The 6,385-nt window shown below is 57.5% G+C and carries 6 protein-coding genes; all 6 read right to left on the bottom strand.

What is annotated here, in order from left to right; all coding sequences use genetic code 11:
* A partial coding sequence (gene aroA / locus Q0510_RS08105; protein ID WP_298709915.1) for a 3-phosphoshikimate 1-carboxyvinyltransferase occupies nt 1-1,223 on the bottom strand: 1,223 nt, incomplete at its 3' end.
* A 3-nt stretch (nt 1,224-1,226) separates the two neighbouring features.
* On the bottom strand, nt 1,227-2,252 hold the full coding sequence (gene aroB / locus Q0510_RS08100; protein ID WP_298709913.1) for a 3-dehydroquinate synthase: 1,026 nt from the start codon (nt 2,250-2,252) through the stop codon (nt 1,227-1,229).
* Between the two features lie 22 nt (nt 2,253-2,274).
* Nucleotides 2,275-3,360 carry a chorismate mutase gene (locus tag Q0510_RS08095; protein ID WP_298709911.1) on the bottom strand — a complete coding sequence of 362 codons (1,086 nt, stop codon included), beginning with the start codon at nt 3,358-3,360 and terminating at the stop codon, nt 2,275-2,277.
* Between the two features lie 37 nt (nt 3,361-3,397).
* Nucleotides 3,398-4,240: a prephenate dehydrogenase gene (locus Q0510_RS08090; protein WP_298709909.1), complete on the bottom strand. Its 843-nt coding sequence runs from the start codon at nt 4,238-4,240 to the stop codon at nt 3,398-3,400.
* Nucleotides 4,237-5,421 carry an aminotransferase class I/II-fold pyridoxal phosphate-dependent enzyme gene (locus tag Q0510_RS08085; RefSeq protein ID WP_298709908.1) on the bottom strand — a complete coding sequence of 395 codons (1,185 nt, stop codon included), beginning with the start codon at nt 5,419-5,421 and terminating at the stop codon, nt 4,237-4,239. The genes Q0510_RS08090 and Q0510_RS08085 overlap by 4 nt, the downstream gene beginning before the upstream one ends.
* A gap of 22 nt (nt 5,422-5,443) precedes the next feature.
* Entirely contained in the window at nt 5,444-6,274 is an 831-nt protein-coding gene (locus Q0510_RS08080) for a prephenate dehydratase (protein ID WP_298709906.1), read from the bottom strand.
* Nucleotides 6,275-6,385 lie beyond the last annotated feature (111 nt).

Raw genomic sequence — 6,385 nt, 5'->3', positions numbered from 1 at the left:
TGGTCGTAGAATTCGGGATAAGATTTGTTGATGGCCTCCGCATTGTCGATGGTAACAGGCCCGTCGGCCGTGAGCGCCGCAACGGCGCATGCCATGGCGATGCGGTGGTCGTTATGCGAGAACACCCGGGCCCCTTTGATGCCGGTGCCGCCATGCACGTGCATGAGGTCGCCGTCGAGGTCGATGCGGATGCCCATTTTGCCGAACTCCTGCTGTAATGTGAGCCCGCGGTCGCTTTCCTTGTGCGCAAGGCGGCTCACCCCCTTGATCACGGTGGTGCCGTTGCAGTTGGCTGCCAGCGCCACCAGCGGCGGGAAGAGGTCGGGGCAATCGGTAGCGTCGATTTCGAAAGGCTGCAGGCCGCTTTTGCCCACGATGACGGTGAACATGCCCGGCAGGATATCGGCGCCCGCTTTTTCAAGGGCTTCCATAATCGCCTTGTCGGACTGGGCAGACTGCGTATTCAGATGATGCACTTCCGCCTTGCCGGCCACGGCTGCGGCCACGAGGAGGAATGCCGCGCCGCTCCAGTCGCCCTCTACGGTATACTCGCAGGCGCGGTAGGATTGGGCGCGTTCGAAATGGAACTTTTCGAAGTTCTCGTTCTTCACCTTCACCCCGAAATGATCCATCAATTGCAGCGTAAGCGCGATGTAGGGTTTGCTTTTCAGGTTGTCGACGGTGATGGTCGCTTTCTCCGCCACGCTCCCGAAGGCCATGAGCAGGCCGGTGAGGAACTGGGAGGAAAGGGAGCCGTCGATGGTGATATCTTTAGCCTGCAGGGGGCCTTTGATTTCGAGGGGAAGTTTGCCGCCGTTGCTTTTAACGGACACGCCCAGCTGCGGCAGCACCTGCTCGAAGAAGTCCATGGGCCGCGTTACGAGGCTTCCATGGCCGCTGATGGTGATGTTACGGTCCGCCAGGGCGGTGATGGGCGTGAACATCCGGATGCCGAGGCCCGATTCGCCGCAGTTGATTTCGTCGTAGAAGGGGGCCACGCCTTTGGAGGTGATGTGGATCTCTTCGTCTACGCGCTTCACCATGGCGCCGAGGTTTTCGGCTACTTCCAGGGCGGCGAGGCAATCGTTGCTCAGGCCGGGATTGCGGATCACCGTTTTCCCGGTGGCCAGGAGCGCCGCCGCCACCGCGCGCTGCATAGCGCTCTTGGAAGGGTTGGCAGTCACATTGCCGCTGATATGGCCGGGTTGTATCGTTGCTATCATGGGCTATATTTCTTGTAATATCTGCTTCAGCTCGTCGAGCAGGATCGGCCTGGTGGTAGCCTCGCCGATCCTGTTGAGGAGCACGAAATGAATGTGGTCTTTTTCACGCTTCTTATCCAGCCGGAAGATGTTGAACACCGCTTCTTTGTCTGATTCCAGCGTCACCGGCAGGCGGTAATCGTTGATCAAACGGATAAGGCGGTTGGTTTGTTCGGATGGCAGCTGGTTGTATTTTTCGGAGATCTTAGCGGCTGCTACCATCCCGATGGCCACTGCTTTACCGTGGGCGATGTTCTCGATTTTCTCTACGGCATGGCCGAGCGTATGCCCGAAGTTCAGCCAGCGGCGGATACCGCTCTCGAACTCGTCTTCCAGTACAAACTTGGTTTTAATCTCAACGGACCGCTGCACGAGGAATTCCAGCACTTCCACATCCCTCGCCAAAGCCTTCTCCTTATTCACTTCCAGGTAAGTGAACAGTTCTTCGTCATAGATACATGCGTATTTGATGATCTCCGCGAAACCGTTGCACCACTCCCCTTCCGGCATCGTGGCCGGCAGCGAATAGTCGAACAGGATGAAATTAGGCTGGCGGATGGTGCCCAGCATGTTTTTATGCATGCCGTGGCTCACGCCGTTCTTGCCGCCGATGGATGCGTCTACCTGCGCGAGCAGCGTAGTGGGAACGAAAGCGAAAGGCATACCGCGCATGTAGATGCTGGCGGCAAAACCGGTAACGTCCGTCAGCATGCCGCCGCCGACGCCGATGAGCATCGTCTTGCGGTCCGCTTCCAGTTCGATCAGCCCGTCAATAATCTGTTCCATCACCTCCATCGTCTTGTGCTCTTCCCCGTCGGGCACCACCAGCTTTTTCCAGTTGGCGAAAAGGTGCCCGTAATGTTTGTCCACATTTTCGTCTACCAGCAACACAGCGCGCGACCTGTCGGCATAGTCCCCAAGGTTGGCGAGGCTTCCGCCGAGATAGTAATCGCAGCTCGATTGCTGGAAACGGTGAGATTGTTGTATCATATTCGTACCGGAAAAAATTGGCTTAGTCGTTCATTACTTTGTTCTGACGGTTGATGGATTCGAGGTGAACCGCGTCGAAGTATTTCAGGATGAATTCCTTGCTGAGGCCCAGTTTCTCGCCGGCGCGGATAGCGCGGTCGAGGATCTCGTTCCAGCGGTTGGTCTGGAGGATGGTGATGTTGTTTTCTTTCTTGTACTGGCCGATCTTCTCGGCTATTTTCATGCGGTTGCCCAGCAGCAGCAGGATCTCGTCGTCGATGCCGTTGATTTGGTTGCGGAGTTTTTCCAGTGCGGTGTTGAATTCCTTGTTTTCGGAACGCTCGTGCTTCCAGGTGATGTTGGCGAGCATTTCACCGAATTTCTCGGGCGTGATCTGCTGCTTGGCATCGCTCCAGGCGTTGTCGGGGTCTACGTGCGTTTCGAGCATGAGGCCGTCGTAATCCAGGTCGATGGCTTCCTGGGCCACAGCCTGCAGGATGTCGCGGCGGCCGCTGATGTGGCTCGGGTCGCAGATCATCGGTAATTCAGGATGGCGGCGTTTCAGTTCGATCGCCAGGTGCCACATGGGCGCATTGCGGTATTCGGTGTTGCCGTAGCTGGAGAAGCCGCGGTGGATAAGGCCCACTTTCTTGATGCCGGCTTTCTGGATACGCTCAACAGCGCCGATCCAGAGCTCCAGGTCGGGGTTGATCGGGTTTTTGATCAGCACGGGAACATCCACGCCTTTCAGCGCATCGGCTACGTCCTGTACGGAGAAGGGGTTTACGGTGGTGCGGGCGCCGATCCACAGGATGTCTACGCCGAAGTGCAGCGCATCTTCCACCTGCTTGGCGGTAGCCACTTCCACGGTCAGCGGCATGCCGGTGAGGTCACGCGCTTTCTGCAGCCAGGGCAAGCCCTTGGTGCCGATGCCCTCGAAAGAACCCGGACGGGTGCGGGGCTTCCAGATGCCGGCGCGCAGTACGTCTACCTTGCCGGTTTTGGCCAGCGCGAGCGCGGTTGCCAGTACCTGTTCCTCGGTTTCAGCCGAGCAGGGCCCGGAAATGATCAGCGGTTTCTTGTCAGAAGCCGGATCGGCGAATTTCGTTTTTGCTAAGATCTGTTCCATTTTGTTATCGTGATGTGTTAGTTGATGAAAAGGGTGATTACTTGAGAATTTTCCTGATTTTATTGCTCTTCTGGATGAGCTTGTAGAACGTTTCGTAGTCCTCCGACTGCAACAGCTCTTTCATCTGCTCCAGCTGGCGGATATGCTCATCGAGCACATCCAGCACGTTGTTGCGGTTATGCTTGAAGATGGGCACCCACATATCGGGCGAGCTCTTGGCGAGGCGAACGGTAGATTCGAAGCCCCCGCTGGCCAGCTCGAAGATCCGGCCCTGCTCTTTCTCCTTCTTCAACACCGTCAGCGCCAGCGCAAAGGAAGTGATGTGCGAAATGTGCGATACGTATGCCGTATGCAGATCATGCTCTTCACCGTTCATATATACGATGCGCATGTTCAGCTTGTCGACCATCGCTTCCACCAGTTCCAGCGCGTCTTCATCGCTGTTCTTCACGTCGCAGAGCACCATGGTCTTTCCGTTGAACAGCCCTTTAACGGCAGCCTCCGGCCCGGAGTACTCGGTGCCGGCCATCGGGTGGGCGGCTACGAAGCGCCCCCGGTTGGGATGACCGGCAACGAGTTGCAATAGTTTATGTTTGGTCGACCCTACGTCCATAATTACCTGTCCTTCGCGGGCCTTGCCCAGGATGTCGGACACCTTGCCCAGCATCGCATCCACCGGGATGGCGAGCACCACCAGGTCGGACCGGTTCATGGCGTCGTCCAGCGTGGAGCCTTCGTCGATAATGCCCAGTTCCTGCGCCTTGGCGAGGTTCACGGTATTGTTATCCACCCCGATGATCCAATTGGCCACGCCGCGCTCCTTGAGGCTCAGCGCCAGGGAGCCGCCGATCAGGCCTACGCCTACTACCGCTGCTATCATACGAGGGCTTTTTTACGTTCTACAATGTTGGTCCGCACCCGGTCGATGGCTTCGGCGAACACCTGTTCGTCGCGGCAGAGGCTCACGCGGATGTAGCCTTTGCCGTTTTCTCCGAAAATACCGCCGGGGGTGATAAAGACATGCGCCTGCTGCAGCACTTCATCGCTCACGGCAAACCCGTCTGCATACCCCGCGGGGATCTGCGCCCATACGAACATGCCTACCTGGTTGCGGTCGTAGGTGCAACCGATCAGGTCGAGCAGTTCGAACACTTTATTGCGGCGGCCGCGGTAGATGGTGTTTAAACCATCGTACCAGTCCTTGCCCAGTTCCAGCGCGGCCACGGCGGCCATCTGTACGGGCTGGAACATGCCGGAGTCCATATTGGACTTGAAGCGCAGCACATCGTTGAGGAAGGCGGCTTTACCTACGAGCATGCCCACGCGCCAGCCGGCCATGTTGCCGGATTTGCTGAGGCTGTTCAGCTCCAGCGCCACTTCCATGGCGCCGGGTGTAGCCATGAGGCTTGCGGGCGCGTTGTTGAGGATGAAGCTGTAAGGATTGTCGTGGCACAGCAGGATATTATGTTTGGTGGCGAAAGCCACGAGTTTTTCGAAAGTGCCGGCAACTGCCTGCGAGCCGGTGGGCATGTGGGGGTAATTCACCCACATCAGTTTGACTTTAGAGAGGTCGCGCTGTTCCAGGGCGGCGAGGTCGGGCTGCCAGTCGTTATCTGCGCTGAGCGTGTAGGTCACGGGCGTGGCGCCGGAGAGCTGCACGGCGGAGCGGTAGGTAGGGTACCCGGGGTCCGGGATGAGGGCTTCGTCGCCTTCCTGGAGGAAGGTCATGCAGATGTGCATGATGCCTTCTTTGGAGCCGATGAGGGGCAACACTTCGGTGTCCGGGTTGAGGGCAACGCCGTAGAACCGGCCATACCATGCCGCCATGGCGTTCCGCAGGGCGGGGATGCCTTTATAGCCCTGGTAGGCATGCGTGTCGGTTTTGGCCGCATGCGCGGTGAGGGCGGCGGTAACGGAGGGATGCGGGGGCAGATCGGGGCTGCCGATGCCGAGGTTGATCACGCGGGCGCCGGCTTTGTTCATGTCGTCGATCTCCCGGAGTTTCCGTGAAAAATAGTATTCCTCGGTGTGCTGCAATCTTTTGGCTACGGTAGGTTGCATGGGTGTTAGATTATTGTTGGTATCAGGTATGCGTATTGCCTTTTTTGTAAATCCCCAGCACGGTCAGCTGCTCGGTGAGGGGAGCGATTTTGTCGAGCGCCTGCTGGAAGTGCTCCGGGGAGTCGAATTCCATGTCGGCGTGGAAATAATAATGCCATTCCTTCGCGGGGATCGGAAAACTCTGGATCTTGCTCAGGTTGATGCCTTCCTGCGCGATCATGGTGAGTACGCGGGCGAGGCTTCCCCTTTCGTTGGAAGTCTGGAAATATACGGAAGATTTGTTAGCATCCCCCGGGGTGGCTACGCCGTTCCGGGAAATGGCCAGGAAGCGGGTGTAGTTATTTTTGGCGGTGTGGATGTTGCGCCCGATCACTTCGAGGCCGAAGATATCGGCGGCGAGCTGGCCGGCGATGGCGGCGGTGGTTTTCAGTTTCTTCTGGCTCACATGTTTGGCGCTGAGGGCGGTATCTTCCGTTTCCACGAGCTTGATGTGGGGGTACCGGGCGAGGAAGTCCATGCATTGCAGCAGCGCCATGGGGTGCGAGTGCACTTCGCGGATATCGTCGATCGTTTGCCCGGGCATCACCATGAGGTTCTGGTTGATCTGCAGGTACAGTTCGCCTACGATGTGGAGGCCGGAGTTTTTAAGAAGGGAATAATTGGGCAGGATGCTGCCGGCGATGGAGTTTTCGATGGCCATGATGCCGGCGTCTACCCCTGCTTCGGCGTTCTTCACCTTCCTGACGAGCTCGGAAAAAGAGGCACAGGCCTCGATTTCAGTTTGTTTGCCGAAGTAGTTCTGGGCGGCTATCTGGTGGAAACATCCTTCAAATCCCTGGATCGCGATGCGCATATATGTGGTTTAAAAATACTGTTGAGCAATAAAAAGGGCCCCGCTGACTGGCGGGACCCTTTCCTTTATCTTACCGGCGAACCGTTGTCACAAGAGGGTTCCGCTTTCTTT

It is taken from the genome of uncultured Chitinophaga sp. (genome assembly GCF_937874145.1).
Taxonomy (GTDB): Bacteria; Bacteroidota; Bacteroidia; order Chitinophagales; family Chitinophagaceae; genus Chitinophaga.
Note: the sequence above shows the minus strand (reverse complement) of the source record. Positions and strands in the feature narration are given on the sequence as shown.

Bases quoted from the DNA above. Each gene is read 5' to 3' on its own strand.
- Q0510_RS08080 (WP_298709906.1), bottom strand. From the start codon at position 6,274: ATGCGCATCGCGATCCAGGGATTTGAAGGATGTTTCCACCAGATAGCC.
- Q0510_RS08095 (WP_298709911.1), bottom strand. From the start codon at position 3,360: ATGGAACAGATCTTAGCAAAAACGAAATTCGCCGATCCGGCTTCTGAC.
- aroB (WP_298709913.1), bottom strand. From the start codon at position 2,252: ATGATACAACAATCTCACCGTTTCCAGCAATCGAGCTGCGATTACTAT.
- Q0510_RS08085 (WP_298709908.1), bottom strand. From the start codon at position 5,421: ATGCAACCTACCGTAGCCAAAAGATTGCAGCACACCGAGGAATACTAT.
- Q0510_RS08090 (WP_298709909.1), bottom strand. From the start codon at position 4,240: ATGATAGCAGCGGTAGTAGGCGTAGGCCTGATCGGCGGCTCCCTGGCG.